The organism is Spongiactinospora sp. TRM90649 (assembly GCF_029382225.1).
Taxonomy (GTDB): Bacteria; Actinomycetota; Actinomycetes; order Streptosporangiales; family Streptosporangiaceae; genus Spongiactinospora.
In genome coordinates, this window is the sequence record NZ_JARLTC010000006.1 from 72,435 (window position 1) to 88,327 (window position 15,893).

General features: G+C 71.6%; 14 protein-coding genes and 1 pseudogene. 5 read left to right on the forward strand and 10 right to left on the reverse strand.

Translation table 11 applies throughout. The features are described 5' to 3' along the window. Positions 1-307: 307 nt before the first annotated feature. The 4 genes from P3X83_RS07640 to P3X83_RS07655 form a co-directional block, all read right to left on the reverse strand. A complete protein-coding gene (locus tag P3X83_RS07640; protein ID WP_277304168.1) occupies positions 308-2,575 on the reverse strand; it encodes a heavy metal translocating P-type ATPase in 2,268 nt (755 codons plus the stop codon). A 60-nt stretch (positions 2,576-2,635) separates the two neighbouring features. Beyond that, positions 2,636-3,574 (reverse strand): hypothetical protein, encoded by a 939-nt coding sequence (locus P3X83_RS07645; RefSeq protein WP_277304169.1) that lies wholly within the window; start codon positions 3,572-3,574, stop codon positions 2,636-2,638. Then, complete coding sequence (locus tag P3X83_RS07650) at positions 3,571-3,783, reverse strand: heavy-metal-associated domain-containing protein (RefSeq protein WP_277304170.1); 213 nt, start codon at positions 3,781-3,783, stop codon at positions 3,571-3,573. The genes P3X83_RS07645 and P3X83_RS07650 overlap by 4 nt, the downstream gene beginning before the upstream one ends. A 62-nt stretch (positions 3,784-3,845) precedes the next feature. Next, a complete protein-coding gene (locus tag P3X83_RS07655) occupies positions 3,846-4,127 on the reverse strand; it encodes a metal-sensitive transcriptional regulator (protein ID WP_277304171.1) in 282 nt (93 codons plus the stop codon). 216 nt (positions 4,128-4,343) lie between these two features. Here P3X83_RS07655 and P3X83_RS07660 point away from each other — a divergent pair, with 216 nt between their 5' ends. Further along, positions 4,344-5,597, forward strand: a complete 1,254-nt coding sequence (locus tag P3X83_RS07660; RefSeq protein WP_277304172.1) for a hypothetical protein — start codon at positions 4,344-4,346, stop codon at positions 5,595-5,597. A gap of 466 nt (positions 5,598-6,063) precedes the next feature. Here the strand turns inward: P3X83_RS07660 and P3X83_RS07665 are convergent, their stop codons facing one another. Further along, positions 6,064-7,086 (reverse strand): DUF418 domain-containing protein, encoded by a 1,023-nt coding sequence (locus P3X83_RS07665; RefSeq protein ID WP_277304173.1) that lies wholly within the window; start codon positions 7,084-7,086, stop codon positions 6,064-6,066. 224 nt (positions 7,087-7,310) lie between these two features. On the opposite strand from P3X83_RS07665, the gene P3X83_RS07670 reads away from it, so the two are divergent. Both P3X83_RS07670 and P3X83_RS07675 read left to right on the forward strand, forming a co-directional pair. After that, the gene (locus P3X83_RS07670; RefSeq protein ID WP_277304469.1) at positions 7,311-7,565 is read left to right on the forward strand and encodes a hypothetical protein; all 255 of its coding nucleotides are present in this window, start codon (positions 7,311-7,313) and stop codon (positions 7,563-7,565) included. Next, positions 7,502-7,657, forward strand: a pseudogene (locus P3X83_RS07675) (LuxR C-terminal-related transcriptional regulator); the annotation flags it as partial. The gene P3X83_RS07670 and the pseudogene P3X83_RS07675, both read left to right, overlap by 64 nt. 33 nt (positions 7,658-7,690) lie before the next feature. Here P3X83_RS07675 and P3X83_RS07680 read toward each other — a convergent pair. The 5 genes from P3X83_RS07680 to P3X83_RS07700 form a co-directional block, all read right to left on the reverse strand. After that, entirely contained in the window at positions 7,691-8,800 is a 1,110-nt protein-coding gene (locus P3X83_RS07680) for a dipeptide epimerase (protein ID WP_277304174.1), read from the reverse strand. A gap of 68 nt (positions 8,801-8,868) precedes the next feature. Beyond that, the gene (locus P3X83_RS07685; protein ID WP_346742694.1) at positions 8,869-10,029 is read right to left on the reverse strand and encodes an ROK family transcriptional regulator; all 1,161 of its coding nucleotides are present in this window, start codon (positions 10,027-10,029) and stop codon (positions 8,869-8,871) included. 6 nt (positions 10,030-10,035) lie between these two features. Further along, a complete protein-coding gene (locus P3X83_RS07690; protein WP_277304175.1) occupies positions 10,036-10,917 on the reverse strand; it encodes a carbohydrate ABC transporter permease in 882 nt (293 codons plus the stop codon). Next, positions 10,914-11,864 carry a sugar ABC transporter permease gene (locus P3X83_RS07695; protein ID WP_277304176.1) on the reverse strand — a complete coding sequence of 317 codons (951 nt, stop codon included), beginning with the start codon at positions 11,862-11,864 and terminating at the stop codon, positions 10,914-10,916. The genes P3X83_RS07690 and P3X83_RS07695 overlap by 4 nt, the downstream gene beginning before the upstream one ends. After that, complete coding sequence (locus tag P3X83_RS07700) at positions 11,861-13,219, reverse strand: extracellular solute-binding protein (RefSeq protein WP_277304177.1); 1,359 nt, start codon at positions 13,217-13,219, stop codon at positions 11,861-11,863. Before P3X83_RS07700 ends, P3X83_RS07695 begins: the two co-directional genes overlap by 4 nt. Before the next feature lie 341 nt (positions 13,220-13,560). On the opposite strand from P3X83_RS07700, the gene P3X83_RS07705 reads away from it, so the two are divergent. Together P3X83_RS07705 and P3X83_RS07710 are read left to right on the forward strand one after the other, a co-directional pair. After that, positions 13,561-14,361, forward strand: a complete 801-nt coding sequence (locus P3X83_RS07705) for a sugar phosphate isomerase/epimerase family protein (RefSeq protein WP_277304178.1) — start codon at positions 13,561-13,563, stop codon at positions 14,359-14,361. 14 nt (positions 14,362-14,375) lie between these two features. Beyond that, positions 14,376-15,785 carry a trehalase family glycosidase gene (locus P3X83_RS07710; protein WP_277304179.1) on the forward strand — a complete coding sequence of 470 codons (1,410 nt, stop codon included), beginning with the start codon at positions 14,376-14,378 and terminating at the stop codon, positions 15,783-15,785. Positions 15,786-15,893 lie beyond the last annotated feature (108 nt).

A 15,893-nucleotide genomic window follows, 5' to 3' on the forward strand; every position in this document is an offset into this window, starting at 1 on the left:
TCAGGGGTGGGATTCGGCGGGTCCTGGCGGGTACGGCGCAGGGCACGCGCCGCGGGGGCCGTCCCGCGCCGCGCGTCCTGCCGGTACCGGAGGGAGGGCTCGTCCGGAAATGGAGACCAGAAGAGTCCAGAACCGTTCCGGTGCCGGTCACCCCATGGTCCCCGACCGGGGCCCCGCGTACATATCCCTTAGCCACCCCTGTCTCTAGGGGGCCGCTGTTTAGGGGCGAGGGCCGTCAAACGACCGCCGACCAGCGCGAAACCGGCGGCGGACCCCTTTCAGGGCCCGCCGCCGGTCGCCGCCGGTCTCAGCGGAAGCTCCGCAGCCGCAGGCTGTTGCCGACCACGAAGACCGAGGAGAACGCCATCGCCGCGCCCGCGATCATCGGGTTGAGCAGCCCGAGGGCCGCCAGCGGCAGGGCCGCCACGTTGTAGGCGAACGCCCAGAACAGGTTGCCCTTGATGGTCCGCAGCGTGCGCCGGGACAGCCGGATCGCGTCGGCGGCCACCCGCAGGTCGCCCCGGACCAGGGTCAGGTCGGACGCCTCGATGGCGGCGTCGGTGCCGGTGCCCATCGAGAGCCCCAGGTCGGCCTGGGCCAGCGCGGCGGCGTCGTTGACGCCGTCGCCCACCATGGCGACGACCTTGCCCTCGGCCTGGAGTCGCTTGACCACGTCCACCTTGTCGGCGGGCAGCACCTCGGCGATGACCTCGTCGATCCCGACCTCGGTCGCGACCGTCCTGGCGACCGCCTCGTTGTCGCCGGTCAGCAGGATGGGGGTCAGGCCCAGGCCGCGCAGCTCGCGGATCGCCTGCGCGCTGGTCGCCTTGACGGTGTCGGCCACGACCAGTACGGCACGCGCCTTGCCGTCCCACCCCACGGCGACCGCCGTGCGGCCGGCCGCCTGGGCGGCCTCGAACTCCCGCTCCAGCTCCACCGGAAGGTGCTGGGACCACTCGGCGAGCAGCCGGGGCCTTCCGACGAGCACGGCGTGCCCGTCCACGATGCCCTGCACCCCGAGCCCTTCGACGTTGGCGAAGTCCTCGACGACGGCGTCGGACTCGGCGGCGCGGGCGACGGCCTGGGCGATGGGGTGCTCGGAGGCGTTCTCCAGCGCCCCGGCCAGCCGCAGCACCTCGTCGCGGTCCTCGCCTTCGGCGGTGTGGACCTCGGCCAGCGTCATCCGGCCCTCGGTGACGGTGCCGGTCTTGTCCAGCACGATCGTGTCGATCTCGCGGGTGGACTCCAGCGCCTCCGGACCCTTGATCAGGATGCCGAGCTGGGCGCCCCGGCCCGTGCCGACCAGCAGCGCGGTGGGGGTGGCCAGGCCGAGCGCGCAGGGGCAGGCGATGATCAGTACGGCCACCGCCGCGGTGAACGCCGCGCCCACGCCGTCGCCGGTGCCCAGCCAGTAGCCGAGCGTGCCCACGGCCAGCGCGATCACGATCGGTACGAACACGCCCGAGATCCGGTCGGCCAGGCGTTGCACCTGGGCCTTGCCGGTCTGCGCCTCCTCGACCAGGCGGGCCATCTGGGCGAGCCTGGTGTCGTCGCCGACGCGAGTGGCGCGGACGATGAGGCGTCCGCCCGCGTTGACGGTGGCGCCGGTGACGGCGTCGCCGGGCCGTACCTCGACGGGGACCGATTCACCGGTCAGCATCGAGGCGTCCACGGCGGAGGAACCCTCCTCCACCACGCCGTCGGTGGCGATCTTCTCGCCGGGCCGCACCACGAACAGGTCGCCGACCGCGAGGGTGGCGGCGGGCACGCGGGTCTCGACGCCGTCGCGGAGCACCGCGACCTCCTTGGCGCCCAGGTCGAGCAGCGCCCGCAGGGCGGCTCCGGCCCGGCGCTTGGCGCGGGCCTCGAAGTAGCGCCCGGCCAGGATGAACGCGGTCACCCCGGCGGCGGCCTCCAGGTAGATGTTGCCCGACCCGTCGGTGCGCTCGATGGCGAACGAGAACGGGTGGGTCATGCCGGGAGCGCCCGCGGTGCCGAAGAACAGCGCCCACAGCGACCAGCCGAGCGCGGCCAGCGTGCCCATGGACACCAGGGTGTCCATGGTCGCGGTGCCGTGCCGCAGGTTGGTCCAGGCGGCCCGGTGGAACGGCCAGCCCGCGTAGACGACGACGGGGGCGGCGAGCACCAGCGACAGCCACTGCCAGTTGGTGAACTGCAGCGGGGGGACCATCGCCATGGCGATCACCGGTACGGCGAGCACCAGCGAGGTCACCAGCCGCTGGTGCAGCGGGCGCAGCCCGTCGTCCTCCTCGGCCTCGCCGCCGCCGGCCGCCGCCTCCGTGCCCGGGGCGGGCTTGGGGGCGGGGAGGGTCGCGCCGTAACCGGCCTTCTCCACTTCGGCGACCAGTTCGGCGGGCTCGATGCCCGAGGGGAAGCTGACCTTGGCCTTCTCGGTGGCGTAGTTGACCGTGGCGGTCACGCCGTCCATCTTGTTGAGCTTGCGTTCGATCCGGTTGGCGCAGGAGGCGCAGGTCATGCCCGAGATCGAGAGTTCGACGGTGCCACCGGGCAGGTCGCCGCCCACCGGTGTCCTGTCTTCGGTGACGGAGGACATCATGCTCTCCTCTCAGTGGTCATGGCCTGGGGCTCGGTGCTGACCGCCGGGGGCCGATCCTCAGTGTTCATGGCCAGGGGCCTCGGATTCGGCCTGGGGGGTCATGGGCGTGGCCGCCCCGACCACCTGTGCGGTGAAGTCGGCCGTGCGGACCTCGCCTTCGTGCTTGAAGTCTAGGAACAACCGGTAGTCACCGGCGCTCGGCACCTCCGTGTGGAAGGTAATGTCCGGGCCGGGCTTGGCCGACTCGTCGGGGTGGACGTGCAGGTAGGCCAGGTCTCCGTTGCGCAGCGCGACCAGGTGGCCGAACGCGCCGAGGTAGGGTTCGAGGTCGGTGACCGGCTTGCCGTCCTTGGCCACGCTGAGGGTGAAACGGGCGGGCTTGCCGGGTGCCAGGTCACCGTCGAGGGTGACGGTGTAGCCGTCCACCTCGGAGGTGATACCGGCGGGGGGTAGCGGCCTGGGCTGGTAGTCGCCCGGCGCGTGCAGATCGACGCCGAGGGTCAGGCCCTTGTGGCCGGCCGGCGCGAAGTCGGCGAACGCGCGGTACGCCCCGGGCCGCGGCAGGTTCAGCTTGACCGACCATTCGCCATTGCCCGCCTCTACCGGGTGCAGGTGCAGGAAGTCGCCGAGGTCACGGGAGACCACGATGAAGTGCAACTTCTTCTCGTGGCTGACCTCGTAGTCGGTGAGCGGGCGTCCGTCGGGCGCGGTGACGGTGAAGCGGAAGTCGGTCTCCGCGTCGGGCTTCACCGTGGTGGTGACGGGAGTAAGGGTGTATCCGTCCTGAGACACTTGGAGCCCCCCAGGGGTATCGTTCTTCGCCGCCGCCGCCTTTGTCTCGGTCTTCTCGGCGGGGGCGCTGTGGCCGTGTGTCGTTTCGGCGGGCTGTTTGGCTGGCGGTTCGGCCGGTCCGGCGAGGCTCCCGAGTCCGAGAGCCCCGCCGAAGACGACCGCCAGGCCGGCCGCGTAGACGCCGAGCTTGGCGGCGGCGTTCACGGCTGTTCCACCACCGTGTAGCCGGCCTCCTTGACGGCCGCGCCGACGGCCGCCGGGTCCACGGGGCCGTCGCCGGTGACCGTCACCCGGCCGGTGGCCAGATCCACCTCTACTCCGGTGACACCCTGGACGCCCCCGACCTCCTCCTTGACGGAGCTGACGCAGTGGCCGCAGGTCATGCCGGAAACGGTGTAGGTAGCGGTGCTCATATCGGTTCGCTCCTCGCTGAGTGCCACAGTGTGTCTTGCTGTGCGTGTCGGAATTCAGGTGTTCACGAGCGGACGAGGCGGGCGATCGCGTCGGACGCCTCCTTGACCTTGGCCTCCGCCTCCGCGCCGCCTTCGGCGACCGCGTCGGCGACACAGTGCGCCAGGTGCTCGTCCAGCAGTGACAAGGCGAAGGACTGGAGTGCCGAGTTGGCCGCCGACACCTGGGTGAGGATGTCGATGCAGTACTTGTCGTCCTCCACCATCCGGGCCAGGCCGCGAATCTGTCCTTCGATTCGCCGCAGACGCCGGAGATGGTCGTCCTTACGCTCGGTGTATCCGGCCATGTCTCCTCCTCCCGTTCCGTTCGCCCATAACAACACCTTACCCCCCTAGGGTATTCCTCGCGCAAGTCCCATCTTGGGTGTTCCACATCACGATCCCGCCGTGACCGCCGTGACCCCCTTGAGCCGGACGGGCATCGCGGCGACACTCCGGGCATGCAGAGCATCCTGCGCATCGCGCGATCGGCACGATCAACGGCTCTCGTCATCGCGCTTCTCATGATCCCCACACTCGGGGCGGCGGCGGAGGAGGCACGGCCCACCGACCCCTACGAGGTCTGGCTGATCGACCAGTCCGACACCAACGGCGTCGCCTACGGCGGCACCGTGCACATCTACCGGGGCTCGCGGGGCCACCCGGCGGGCACCATCGACCTGGGCGGGGCCACCGCCGAGCTGTGCCTGGCCGGCACCGGCCGCACGCCGGTCCGTCCGCACATGATCGCCTTCAACGGCCGGGAATCGCACGCCGCGATCTCCTTCGTGGCCAGCGGCCACGTGGTCTTCCTGGACGCCCGCGCGCGGCGGCCGGTGGCCTGTCTCAGCACCGAGATCGGCGCGGGAGGCGCCCGCCAGGCGCACGCCATCTGGCCCACCAAGGACGACAGGTACCTGATCGTGGCCAACCAGAACGGCAAGCGGCTGGAACGCGTCCGCACCGACTACGCCACGAACACCTTCGTCCAGGAACCCGCGGCGACCCTCGACCTGGCCGGCTGCACCACGCCGAACGGCGCGCCCTGCCAGAGCACCGAACTGCGCCCGGACAACGCCCCGATCTGCCCGTTCATCGCGGACGACAACGGCCCGGTGTTCGTCAGCCTGCGCGGCGGCGGGATGCTGGTGGCCGACTGGCGCACCACCCCGATGTCGATCGTGGCCGAGTACGACCACCGGGTGATCCCGCCCAACGGCTGCGGCTTCGCGGAGGCCAAGGGGGCGATCTACGGCGACGGCGGTGGCGGCACCACGACGCACATGGACGGCTTCAGCGTGTTCCGGATGCAGAAGTCCGGCTATTCCCCTGCCAACCCCCCGAACCTTCCCCCCGTGCAGCGGCTCTTCGACGACACCTCGCCCGACCGGGACGCGCACGGCACCGCGGTGACGGCCGGTCAGCGCTACGTCTGGTTCGGCGACCGGGACGCCAACGTGATCGAGGTCTTCGACGCGCTGTCCGGCGCGCGGGTGAACACCATCGACCTGGTGTCGCGATTCAGCACCGACCCCACCGTGGACCTCTTCGCGGTATCCCCGGACGCCCGGTGGATCTTCGCCTCCACCCGTGGGCCGAACCCGCTGTCCGGCGACCCGCACTCCTCACAGGGCACCGACCCCGGCCTGCTGATCATCGAGGTCACGGCGGGAGGGCGGTCCGGGAAGGTGCGCGGGCTCGTACCGATAAGCAACGTGGACGCCGGGGGAGTGCAGCGCGCCGACGGCCACGGCATCCGGCTGCGACGCCTCCGCTAGCCCGTTCCCGCGCGATCGCGGGCGGCGATATTCGATGGCGCCCGGATCGGCGGGCCGTTACCGTGGTGGCACGGCACGGATGCGAAGGGAGATGGTGGTGAGCAGGGAGATCGCGCTTTCAGCGGCACCGGCGGCACCGGCGGCGCTGTCCGCACGGTCGGCGGTGTCCTCAGCGTCAGCATCGTCTTTCAGCCGTGCCCCCGGTTTCCGGAGCGGCATCGGGTGAGCCGTCGCGAACCCGCGGCCGCCCGGAAAAGTGGACCACGGGCGGCTTTTCCATGTTTCATCTCTTTCACCTGTTCCACATGTTCCAACCCGGCCGAGTGTCCGGCCTGCCCGACGGGAATGGCGCCCCCCGGGCGGACACGGATGCGGCCATGCCCCGGGCCCGGTCCTACGCCAGGCCGGGCCCAGGGCGTACACCCCTGCCCTGCGCCGATCAGCCGGTTCAGCCCGTTCAGCCGGTTCAGCTCGCGCGCAGCGGCGGGCGCGAGCCCCAGGTGGCCCAGCGCCAGAGCCATTCCAGCGGCCCGAACCGGTAGGCGCGCAGCCACAGCGCCGACCACGCCCACTGCAGGACGAGGACGGCGGCGGCGATCGCCAGTACGGTCCCGTCCGTCCAGGCGTCCGGGGTCCGGCCGATGGCCAGGCCGATCGCCAGGACCAGCGCGCTGGCGGACACGTAGTTGGTGAGGGCCATCCGGCCCAGCGGCGCGAAGACGGCCCGCAGCACCGCCCGCAGCGGGGTCCGCAGCAGGAGCAGCAGCCCGCACACGTAAGCGCCCGCCGTCAGCAGCCCGGCCGTGCCCATGACGCCGGCGAAGCCGGGCGCGGACTCCATCCGCAGTTGCCAGATCGTCACCGGGACGGCCCCGGCCGCGAAAACCACCGCGAGCACGGCGAGCACGGCGGTTCCCCGTCCGGTCGCTTCGAGCCGGGCGATCACGCCGTACCTGGTGAGCGCCGACCCCAGCAGGAACAGGCCGGGCAGCAACGCGAGATGCCCGGCGGAGGTCAGCAGCGCGGCGGCCATGAGGACCACGGCGAGCGCCGCCACCGCCCATCTGGGCAGCCAGGTCGAGGGCAGCAGCACCACCACACCGACGACCGCGTAGAACACCAGGATGTCGCCCTCCCACAGCAGGAAGTGGTGGGCGAGCCCGATGACCAGCAGCACGGCCAGGCGGCGCAGCAGCAGTGGCCGCGCGCGTGCGCCCCGCCGTCCGGCCGACTCCAGCAGGAGCGAGAAGCCGACGCCGAAGAGCAGCGAGAAGATCACGAAGAAGCGCTGGTCGACGAGCAGGTGCGGCCACGGGATCCGCGCGTCCGGCGGCGGGGCGTGCACCACGGGAGGGCCGCCGAGGGCGGAGATCGGCCGGACGTTGGCCACCAGGACCCCGCACAGCGCGAACCCGCGCACGACATCGAGCGCCGCGATCCTAGGCGCGGCGTGATCGGACGTTCGGGAGGAGTGGACTTGGAATGTCATAGGCACATGCTGGGGAAGCGCCATCCGGCCCGGATCAGGCGAAAGCCCGACTCCATCGACGGCGGTCGGTACTTTCGGCCGGTACGGCGGGCCCCTGCCCCTTCCTAGCGTGGAAGGCGTGAACCTTTCCGCCCGTTCCGCCCGGATCGCCGCAGACGCGGCCCTCGCCGTCATGTTCGCGGCGGCGCTCGCACGACGTGGGCGCCCACCACATCACCGGGATCGTGCTCGCCGCGCAGGCGGGGCAGATCCTCAACCGCAAGCGGCCGGAGGAGGTGGGTGATTCCCTGGCCGGGATCGAGGCGGTCGGCTCGGAGGCCCTGGCGGCGACGCGCCGCATGGTCGGGCTGCTGCGCGAGCCGGGCGGGGAGGCGCCGCCCGTCGCTCCCGCCGACCGCCAGGGAGGCGGAGGTGGATGCGGGCCATCGCCAGGGGCCGGGAGAACCAGGAGATCGCCGCAGGGCTGTTCATCTCACTGAGCACCGTCAAGGGCCACGTGGCGAGCGTCATGGCCAGGCTGGAGATGCGCAACCGGGTCGAGATCGCCGCCTGGGCCTGGGAACACGGCCTCCCGCACGAAGCCCCTGACCTCCGGCAGGGGCGTTCAGGCGTGCAGGTCGGTCGCGTCGGCGTCGTGGGCGAGGGTGATGATGCCGAGGCCGGGGGCGGTGGCGGGGATGACGTTCGGGCCCTGGTATGCGACGCCGCCCTGCACGGGGGAGCCGGTGGTCCACAGGCCGGAGTCGAGGTCCTGGGGGGCGGTGGCGGGCCCGAGGGCGGCCGCGAGGGCGGCGGAGGCGGCGACGCCGACGTGGCTTTCCAGCATGCAGCCGATCATCACGCCGACGCCGGAGTCCTCGGCGAGCGCGATCATCCGCCGGGCCTCGGTGAGGCCGCCGGACTTGGCCAGTTTCACGTTGACCCGGTCGGCCGCGCCGTATCGGATGAGCTGGTGCAGGTCGCGGGTGTTCCACACGGACTCGTCGGCCATCACGGGGGTGTCGACCGCGGCGCGGACGGCGGTCAGCCCGTCGATGTCGGCGGCGGGCACCGGCTGCTCCACGAATTCGAGCCCGACGCCCGCCTCCTCCCAGCGCCGGATCGCGGCGATCGCCTCCTCGGAGTTCCACGCCTGGTTGGCGTCGACCCGCAGGCCGATCTCGGATCCGAGTTCGCGCCGCAGCAGTTCGACGCCCGCGATGCCGTCCTCGCCCGGGGCGACCTTGACCTTGAGGGTGCGGAAGCCCTCGGCGACGTGCTCGACGGCCCGGTCCAGCAGTTCGGACGGCGGGCCGGCGGACAGCGTCATGTCGGTCCGCACCGGTTCCTCGTGCCCGCCGAGGAACTCGGCGAGCGACCGGTCGGCCCGCCGCGCCGCGAGGTCCCACAGCGCGCAGTCCACGGCCGAGCGCGCCGCCGGGTTGCCGACCACGCTGCCCACGACGGCCCGGCCCCAGGAGTCGTGGTCGTCGGCGGACAGGCCGGTCACCGCGTCGGCGATCGGGCCGAGGACGGCCGCCGCGACGCTCTGTGGACTCTCCCCGGTGGTCCGCCAGTTCACCGCGGCCTCGCCCCAGCCGCGCCCGCCGTTCTCGCCGGAGACCTCGACCAGCACGGTCCGCAGCCGGTCTGCCCTGCGCACGGCCGTGACGAACGGCCGCACCAGCGGCACGTCCACCTGGATCACCCGCACCCGCTCGATTCGAGCACTCACGCAGGGCCCCTCCCCGGCGAACAGGCGGCCGACACGTACGGTGACGAAAATTCGCGGAAAGCGATGGATCAGCTGGCTGCGGAGCCGAGGTGACGATCCACCTGGCCGGGGGCCAGGACGTGTTCGATGACCGCCAGGGCGTTGCCCGAGATCCCGGCGCGGCGGCCGAGGGAGCTGTTGACGATCTCCAGGTCGCGGGTGGTGTAGGGGAGCGAGCGCCGGTAGATCATCTCCCGCACGCCGGTCAGGTGGTGCTCCCGCGTCTCGGCCATGTCGCCGGCCAGCACCAGCACGCCGGGGTTGAGCAGGCTGACGGCGGTGGCCAGCACGATGCCGAGGGTGCGCCCCGCCTCTTGGACGGCGGCGATGGCGTCGGGGTCGCCCGCCTGGACCAGGCGCACCACGCCGCGGCTGCCGGTCACCTCACGCCCCGGCCGGGACAGGTCGCGGGCGATGGCCCGGCCGCCGGCCAGCGCGGCGACGCAGCCGCGCGAGCCGCACGTGCACACCCGTTCGTCGTCCTCGCGGATCCGCACGTGGCCGATGCTGCCCGCGGCGTTCTCGACGCCCCGGTAGATCCGCCCGTCCAGCACGATGCCCGCGCCGATCGCGGTGGAGACCTTGACCAGCATCAGGGAGCGGGTCGCGCGCCACGAGCCCCACCACTCGCCGAGGGCCATGGCCGTCGCGTCGTTCTCCACCAGGACGGGCACGTCGAACGAGCCGCGCAGAACGTCGGCGATCGGGTAGTCGTCCCAGCCGGGCATCAGGAAGGACCGCAGGACGCGGCCCGAGTCGTGATCGACCGACCCCGGCACCGCGATCCCGACGCCGCACACCTCGGACGGCAGGCGCCCGGCCTTGTCCAGCAGCCGGTGGAACACCTCGCACACCCAGCCCAGCACCCGTTCCGGGCCGCTGCCGATGTCGATCTCGGCGTGCTCCTCCGCGATGGGCTCGGCCCACATGTCGCAGAGCGCGACCGTCGCGTGCTCGGCGCCGAGGTCGGCGACCAGCACGAGCCGGGCGGCCGGGTCGATCTCCAGCACGGACGGCGGGCGCCCGCCGCCGGAGTGGCCGGTGCCGGACTCGCGGATGTAGCGGGCGGCGATGAGCCGGTCCACCCGGTCGCTGATCGTCGAGCGGGACAGGCCGGTGTACTCGATCAGCTCCCGGCGGGTCCGGCATCTGCCGTCCCGGATCAGCCGCAGGATCTGGCCAGGTGACAGCCTCTCTCACCCCTTCTCGGCGCCGGCGGTCAGGCCCTCGGTGAGCAGCCGCTCACCGGCGAAGAACAGAATCACGATCGGGAGGGTCAGCACCACGGACCCCGCCATCAGTACGGTAGTCGGAATCTCGATACTCCCGGCAAGTTGGGACAGACCCAGAGAAACCGTCCAACTCTCCCGCCGCTCCACCAAGAACAGCAGGGCGAACAGGAACTCGTTCCAGGCGATCATGAAGATGTAGAGGGCGGTCGCCATCAGCGCGGGAGTGGACAGCGGGAGCGTCACCCGCCAGATCGTGGCCAGCCGTCCGCACCCGTCGATCGCCGCGGCCTCCTCGACGCTCGCGGGCACCGTCTCGAAGTGAGAGCGCAGCATGTAGACCGTCACCGGCACGGTCTGCGAGATGTATACCAGCACCAGCCCGGGCAGCGACCCGCGCAGCCCGGCCATGGTGAAGAAGACGAACAGCGGGATCGCCGTGACGATCGCCGGGAACAGGTAGACCGCCAGGAACAGGAAGTGCACCTGACGCCGCCCGAAGAACCGCAGCCTGGCCACCGCGTACGCCCCCGGGATCGACACGGCCAGGGTCAGCGCCACCGAGGCCGTCGCGACCAGCGCGCTGTTGCGCATGAACACCAGGAAGCCCTGCCCGCCGGACTCCTCAGGCGTCAGCACCTCGCGGTAGGTGTCCAGGGTGATCCGGGACGGCAGCAGCCGCCCCGGGTTCAGGATCAGGTCCTGGACGTCGCGCACCGAGAGCGTGACCATGTACAGGAACGGGAACGCGGTGGCCAGCACCAGCCCGCCGATCACCACCCACCGCAGCACGCCGAAGACCGCCCGCTCGGCCCGGTCGCGCGTCCACGGACGGCGGCTCGCACTCACGTCTCCTCCCTGGCGAAGAACCGCAGGTAGATCGCGAGGAAGACGACCAGCACCACGGCCAGCACCAGCGCCTGGGCGGCGGCCGCGCCGATGTCGTCGCGCGCGGTGAGCAGGTCGTAGACCCGCACGCTGACCACCTCGGTGCCCGCGCCCCCGCCGGTCAGCAGATAGACGTCGTCGAACTTGTTGAAGGTGAACACGAAGCGCAGCACCGCCAGCAGCGCGATGACCCGCCCCAGTTGCGGCAGGACGACCGAGCGGAACCGCTGGCTGGGCGTCGCGCCGTCCACCAGCGCGGCCTCCTCCAGGTCGCGGGGCAGCGCCTGCAGCCTGGCCAGGATGAACAGGAAGGCGAACGGGAAGTACCGCCACGCCTCGAAGGCGATCACGGTGAGCAGGGCCAGCGGCACGTGCACGCCCAGGAACGTCGCGTCGCCGTCGGTGAGGAACGCGATCGGCTCGCGCCAGCCGAGCAGCCGGGCGCCGAGCGCGTTGGCGATGCCGTACTGCGGGCTGAGCATGACCTCCCACACATAGGTGACGGCGACCACCGGGGCGACGTAAGGGAGCAGCATGGACGCGCGCACCAGGGAGCGCCCGCGGAACGGGCCGCGCAGCGCCAGCGCAGCCACCAGGCCGAGCCCGATGGACAGGAAGGTGCCCGCCACGGTGTAGACCAGCGTGGTGATCAGCGAGGCCCAGAATCCCGGCTCGGAGACCACGTAGGCGAAGTTGTCCAGCGTGTAGTGCCCGAAGATCCCGGTGTAGCGGATGTTGATGAGCCGCGCGCTCTGGAAGGCCAGCATGATCGACCAGGCCAGCGGTACGACCACCACGACCAGCGTGATGACCAGTGTGGGGGAGATCAGGGCCAGGCCCGCCCGCGCCTCCTGCCGCCGCAGCGTGCGGGGACGGCGCGCCGCGCGCCCGCCGGTCGCGCCCGTCATTCCCGCAGGCCCCGTTTGACGGTCTCGACGTCGCGCTGCGCCTGCGCCGCCGCCTGCTCCGGGGTGAGCGTGCCCGCCACCAGGGCGCTGAGCGCCCTGGGCACCGGCAGTTCGCCCATCATCGCGCCGACGAGCCTGCCCTGCCCCTGCGGGATGCCCCACCTGGAGAAGGTGTCGGGACTGGCCATCAGCGCGTCGAGCACGGACTCCGGGTAGAGGTCGGCGAGCGGCCTCTTGGCGTCCACGCCGGTCGGCGCGCGCTTCCACGCCTCCTCGAACCCCTTGCGCACCGGGACCTTGCCCTCGGGGGCCATGCCGAACCAGCGGACGTAGCCGTCGCTCATCATGTAGGAGACGAAGGCGCGGGCGGCCTTGGTGTCCGCCTCCCTGGTGACGGCCCAGGAGACGATCTCGCCGTACTGCGCGGGCCGTCGCGCGTCCGGGCCCTTCAACGCGGTGACCACGCCGGTGTTCGCGGCCAGGAACATCGGGTCGCTCCGGCACCGCGGGCAGCTCGGCAGCGCGTCGCGGCGCAGCCCGGCCAGCTCGTCCAGGATGAAGGACGACCAGATGGTGCACGCGGCCCGCCCGGCGAAGTAGGTCGCCCGCGTGCTGTCCACGTCCTGTTTGCCGGGCACGGAGTACTTTCTGGCCAGGTCGGCGTAGAAGCGGAACGCCCGCACGCACGCGGGGCTGTCCAGCGCCACCCGGCCGGCCCCGTCGATCAGCTCGCAGCCGTTGGCCAGCGCGACGTGCTCGAAGCTCTGCGCGGTGAAGGTGTCGCGGGGGGCGACGGCGAGCGTGATGCCCGCCAGCTCGCCCCGGTCCAGCCTGCTCGCCGCGGCTTGGAGCCGCTCGTAGGTGTCGGGGGGCGCCAGCCCGGCCTGCTTGTAGAGGTCAGAGCGGTAGAGGATCAGTTGGGCCCACGCGTCGCTGGGTACGGCCAGCAGCCTGCCCCCCGAGGTGACCAGCTCCAGCGCCCGCGCCGAGAAGGTGTCCCGGCCCAGGGCCGTCACGACCGCGTCCGGCGTCTCGCGGTCCAGCAGCCCCGCCGCCTCCAGCTCGCGCACCGAGGCCAGCGGGAGCGCGCCGATCACGTCGGGCAGATCACCGGCCGCCGCGGCCGAGGTGACGATCTGGCTGAACTGGTCCTCGGCGATTCCGACGAGGTTCACCCTGACGCCGGTCTTCCTGGTGAAATCGGCGAGGATGGCCCGCTGCGCGGCCATCCGGTCGGGCAGGTTCTCCTCGGTCCACACGGTGATGCCCCCACCGCGGTGCTCGCCGCCGCCGCAGTTCACCAGTGCTCCTGTCAGGACCAGGGAGGCGAGTACGGCGGCCGTCCTTTTCGGCATGGACTCGGTCCTCACGTCGATGTTGTGCGGTAACTACCCCCGGTGGAGAGAGGCGCGCGCCGACGTCTGGAGCTTTCGACTTATGTCTGATTCAAAAGCGAGTATGGTGTTGGTAGAACCAGTAACTCAAGAACTTTTGAGTGATCAGAAAGCATAAGTACCAGTGTGTGACATTTCAGGTGCCGGGAACCGCCTGTGAACCAGGTTGTCAGCGTCAAAGATCCCGGAACCGCCTGCCGGGGCGCCGATCCCCATCTCAGCAGGCGATTAGCCGCCGCGAACGGTCTTTACCAAGAAGGCTCAGGTCGTCCTCCAGTTCCCCTCAAGGAGCCTCGCCACCCATGAGCATGAGAATCACCTGCCAGGAGCAGCTCATCCCCGGCCGCACCCTGCAGGAGAAGCACGCATTTGCGGTGCGGGCGGGCTTCGACGGCATCGAGCTGCGCGGCAAGGGCGGCCGTCACTTCGAGTCCCGGCTGCCGGAGCTGGAGCGCGCCAAGGCCGACGGCGTGGTGATGCCCACGGTCTGCGTGGAGATGGATCACTTCATCGGCGACTTCTCCGCCGAGCGCCGGCGCGACGCGATCGACAACCTCGCCTCCCAGCTCACGGTGATCGCCGAACTCGGCGGTCTCGGCGTGCTGACCCCGGCCTCCTGGGCGCAGTTCTCGCGCCGCCTGCCGCCGTTCGAGCCGCCGCGCTCGCCGGCCGACGACCGCGCGGTGCTGCTCGACGCCCTGACCGAGCTGGGCGAGCACGCCGCCGAACTGGGCGTGCTGATCATGCTGGAGCCGCTCAACCGCTACGAGGACCACATGGTCAACTCGATCGGCCAGGCGGTCGACCTCTGCCGGGCGACCGGGCTCGGCTCCGTGCGCGTGGCCGCCGACACCTACCACATGAACATCGAGGAGGACGACCCCTGCTCCTCGCTGGCGGAGGCGGCCCCTTACCTCGCGCACGTGCAGGTCAGCGAGTCCAATCGGAACCAGCCGGGCACCGGGCACCTCGACTGGCCCGCGCTGCTGGCCACCCTCGACGCCATCGGCCACCAGGGCGACCTGGCCCTGTCCGGCGGGCTGCGCGGCGAGCCGGAGACGGTGCTCCCGCAGACGGCCGCGTTCCTCAGAAAGTTCCTATGATCCCTTAGGAAGCCATGATTCCCCCGGCACACTCCTCCCCTCCCGTTTCGCACGCCTCATTCGTCACCTGTCCCCCTGTCACCTGTCCCCCTGTCACCGGCCCCGCCGTCACCGCCCCCATCGGCGACGACGCCGCGATACGCCGAGACGCCATCCGCGTGCTGCTCGCCAACTGGACGGGCGCGTACACGGTCCCCTCGCGCACGCTCTACCCGCACCAGTGGAGCTGGGACTCCGCGTTCATCGCGATGGGCAACGCCCGCTGGTCGCCGCGCAGGGCCCGGATCGAGCTGCTGACCCTGTTCGGCGCCCAGTGGCGTGACGGCCGGGTGCCGCACATCGTGTTCAACCCGGCCGTCACGGAAGACGCCTACTTCCCCGGCCCGGGGTTCTGGCGGGTGCGGGCGCCGTCGGGGGCGCACACCTCGGGAATCGTGCAGCCGCCCGTGCACGCGCTGGCCGCGTGGCGGGTGCACCTGGCCGAGCCCGACCGGGCGTTCCTCTACCGCATCTACCCCCGGCTCGACGCCCAGCACCGCTACCTGCGCGGATCGCGGCGCATGTCCGGCACCGAGCTGGTCTCGATCGTGCACCCGTGGGAGTCGGGCATGGACAACAGCCCGGCCTGGGACTCCCCGCTCGCCGTCGTGCCCGCGGCGCCGACGGCGCGCGCACGGCGTCCCGACCTCGCCCATGTCTCCGCCGCCGAGCGGCCCACCGACCGTGACTACGCCCGCTACACCGCCATCGCGGCCTCCTACCGCGACGCGGGCTACACCGGCCGCACCGACTTCGTGATCGAGGACCCGCTGTTCAACGCCCTGTACGGCGCGGCCGAGGTGGCGCTCGCCAGGATCGCCGCCGTCGTGGACGCCGACCCCGGGCCACACCTGCGCCGCGCCGAGGAGATCACCCAGGCCGTGCTCGACCGCCTGTGGGACCCGGTGTCCGGCGTGTTCCGCGCCCGCGACGTCCGCACCGGCGAGATGCTGCCGGAGGACAGCGTCGCCGGGCTCGTGCCGCTGATCCTGCCCGGCCTGTCCACCGACGTCGCCGACCGGCTGGTCGCCACCGCCACCCGGCGGTTCGGGCTGAACGACGGCATGCTGCTGCCCAGCTACCCGCCCGGCGGGGCGGCCTTCGAGCCGTCGCGCTACTGGCGCGGCCCGAGCTGGATCAACACGACCTGGCTGATCCTGGAGGGGCTGCGGGCCGCCGATCCCGAGCTGGCTCCCAAGGTCGGGGCGCAGATCCTGCGCGCCGTGCGCGAGGCCGGGTTCCGGGAGTACTTCAACCCGGTGACCGGCGAGGGCCACGGCTGCGGCGACTTCGGCTGGTCCGCCGCGTTGGCCCTCGACGTGCTGGCCGACCCGGCGATGGCCGGACGGCGCATCCGATCAAACCAGGTCAGAGACGTTCGTTAACCGTTTAACGGGGCAGTCGGCTCGGGTTCAGGTATTTCCACCCGATCGGGGAAGACGATGGACCACGAGCTGTCTGTGTACCCCCGGATAGACCTGGAGGGCTGCGCG